Below are 2,418 nucleotides of genomic sequence, written 5' to 3' on the forward strand. Positions count from 1 at the left end.
CAGTAACCGTCCGGTCTCCCCGCCCTTGCGGGCGTGTCCCTGATGCTGATTTTGGTCGGAAGGGGCGGATAGTGTCCGCCTGATCTAAGTGGACACGATCCGACCATGTTCGACCATAAGCCGGTGCGCAGGCGTCGCAGCTATTCGAAGGCCTTCAAGCTTCAGGTTCTGGCTGAGACGCGGGAGCCTTTTGTTTCGGTCGCTGAAGTCGCACGCCGGCATGGCATGAACGCGAACGTCATTTTCAACTGGCTGCGCGATCCCCGGCTTCAGGCCCGGGACACGGGAGCGGGTTTCCTGCCGGTGGAGATCGGTGCGTCACCGGCGAGGATGGCGTCGCATCCCCTGCCTGAGGAGCGGGCTGAGGCCGTCGTGGAACTGGCTGGCGGTGCACGTATCCGCTGCCGGGATGAAGGATCGCTGGTAATGGTACTGCGCGCCTTGAGGCAGGTGACATGATCCCGGTTCCGGCCTCGACAAAGGTCTGGCTAGCCGCAGGCGTGACCGACATGCGCAAGGGCTTCAATGGCCTCGCCGTACTGGCTGAGAAGGTCCTGGAGGAGGATCCGTTCTGTGGACACCTGTTCGTGTTCCGCGGCCGGCGCGGTGATCTCGTGAAGGTGATCTGGTGGGATATGCAGGGCGCCTGCCTGTTCTCGAAGAGGCTTGAACGCGGTCGTTTTGTGTGGCCGGCAGCGAAGGACGGCAAGATCCATCTCAGCCAGGCCCAGCTCGCGATGCTCCTGGAAGGCATAGACTGGCGTATCACGAAGCAGACCTGGCGCCCGCTGAAGACGGGATAAGGCCATTTTCGGGATTCTCTCACGCCCCGAAGCAGGGTAGGTTCCTGTTCATGTCGGATGTGGCTGATCTTCCTGATGACATCGAGGCGCTGAAGGCGATCGTACGCGATATGACGGCGCAGGTTGCCGCGCGAGACGCCGAGATCGCACGGCGGGATGCTGAGCTACGCCATCACCAACTGATGATCGAGAAGCTGAAGGCGCGGCTCGACAAGCAACTGCGGGACCGGTTCGGGTCTTCTGCTGAAGGCCTCCAGCAACTCCAGCTGATGCTCGAGGACCTGGAGATCAGCTACAGCAGAGATGTTCCTGCAGCCGAGCCCGCGCCTGTTCCGAAGGACAAGCCGGTGCGCAGGCCGCTCCCAGACCACCTGCCACGGACCGAGCAGGTGCTGGAGGCGGGCGAGGCCTGCGGGGATTGTGGCGGCAAGCTGAAGCGCGTCGGCGAAGATGTCACCGAAGAGCTGGAGTATGTCCCCGGCAGGTTTGTCGTGAACCGCTTCATCCGTCCACGCATGGCATGTACCTGCTGCGATCGCTTCCACCAGGCACCATTGCCCTCCCGCCCGATCGAACGTGGACGCCCCGGTCCCGGCCTCCTCGCGCACGTGCTCGTCTCCAAGTATGCCGACCACTTGCCGCTCTACCGCCAGAGCGGGATCTATGCCCGGGAAGGGATCGATCTTGAACGCTCCACCATGGCGGACTGGGTCGGCAAGACCACAGCGCTGCTCGAACCCCTCGCCGAGGCGCTCGGCGTGCATGTCCGGGCCGGCACCGCAATCCATGCCGACGACACGCCGGTCAATGTGCTCTCGCCTGGGCACGGCAAGACAAGGACCGGCCGGGTCTGGATCTATGCGCGGGATGAACGTCCCTGGGGCTCCGATGTCCCGCCGGCAGCCTTCTACAGGTTCAGCATGGACCGCAAGGGCATCCGTCCCGCCGGGCACCTGAAGGGTTATACCGGGTTCATGCATGCCGATGGTTATGCCGGGTTCGAAGAGCTCTACCGCACCGGCGGTATCACGGAAGTCGCCTGTCTTGCCCACATCCGGCGCAAGTTCTTCGATGAAGCCCAGTCAAACGGCTCCCCGATCGCTGCCGAAGCGCTCGCCCGCATCGCTGAGCTCTACGCTGTCGAGGCCGAGGCCCGCGGCCAGCCGCCCGACCAGCGCGCCGCCATCCGGCAGGCAAAGGCAAGGCCTGTATTCGAAGACCTCATAACCTGGCTGCAAGCAGAACTGCCGAAGATCTCCGGCAAGTCGGACCTTGCAAAGGCGATCCGCTACGCCCTCACGCGTCTGCCGCGGCTCGAAGTCTATCTGTCGGACGGGCATTTGGAGATAGACAACAATGCGGCCGAGCGCGGCATGCGAGGTCTCGCCATAGGCCGTAAAAACTGGATGTTTGCGGGCTCCGAGGGCGGAGGACATGCCGCTGCCATCGCCTACACGCTGATCGAGACCGCCAAACTCAATGATGTCAATCCGCAGGCCTGGCTCACACATGTCCTGTCACGGATCGCCGATTATTCGATCAATCGCGTCGCAGACCTGGCACCCTGGAACTTCAAAAACTGATCCGGTCAAGGGCGCCCACGCCGGACGCTTAC

3 protein-coding genes are annotated in these 2,418 nt (G+C 63.2%); all 3 read left to right on the forward strand.

What is annotated here, in order from left to right:
* The first annotated feature begins 105 nt into the window (after positions 1-105).
* The 3 genes from HY26_RS17145 to HY26_RS17155 are packed head-to-tail and all read left to right on the forward strand — an operon-like array spanning position 106 to position 2,386.
* Complete coding sequence (locus HY26_RS17145) at positions 106-459, forward strand: transposase (protein WP_112074212.1); 354 nt, start codon at positions 106-108, stop codon at positions 457-459.
* Complete coding sequence (gene tnpB, locus HY26_RS17150; RefSeq protein ID WP_112074213.1) at positions 456-803, forward strand: IS66 family insertion sequence element accessory protein TnpB; 348 nt, start codon at positions 456-458, stop codon at positions 801-803. The genes HY26_RS17145 and tnpB overlap by 4 nt, the downstream gene beginning before the upstream one ends.
* Positions 804-853: 50 nt before the next feature.
* The gene (locus tag HY26_RS17155) at positions 854-2,386 is read left to right on the forward strand and encodes an IS66 family transposase (RefSeq protein ID WP_112074214.1); all 1,533 of its coding nucleotides are present in this window, start codon (positions 854-856) and stop codon (positions 2,384-2,386) included.
* Positions 2,387-2,418: the final 32 nt, after the last annotated feature.

The organism is Hyphomonas sp. GM-8P, from assembly GCF_003263315.1.
Lineage (GTDB): Bacteria > Pseudomonadota > Alphaproteobacteria > Caulobacterales > Hyphomonadaceae > Hyphomonas.

Excerpts from the sequence above, each read along its gene's own strand:
- tnpB (WP_112074213.1), top strand. The coding sequence starts at position 456 with ATGATCCCGGTTCCGGCCTCGACAAAGGTCTGGCTAGCCGCAGGCGTG.
- HY26_RS17155 (WP_112074214.1), top strand. The coding sequence starts at position 854 with ATGTCGGATGTGGCTGATCTTCCTGATGACATCGAGGCGCTGAAGGCG.
- HY26_RS17145 (WP_112074212.1), top strand. The coding sequence starts at position 106 with ATGTTCGACCATAAGCCGGTGCGCAGGCGTCGCAGCTATTCGAAGGCC.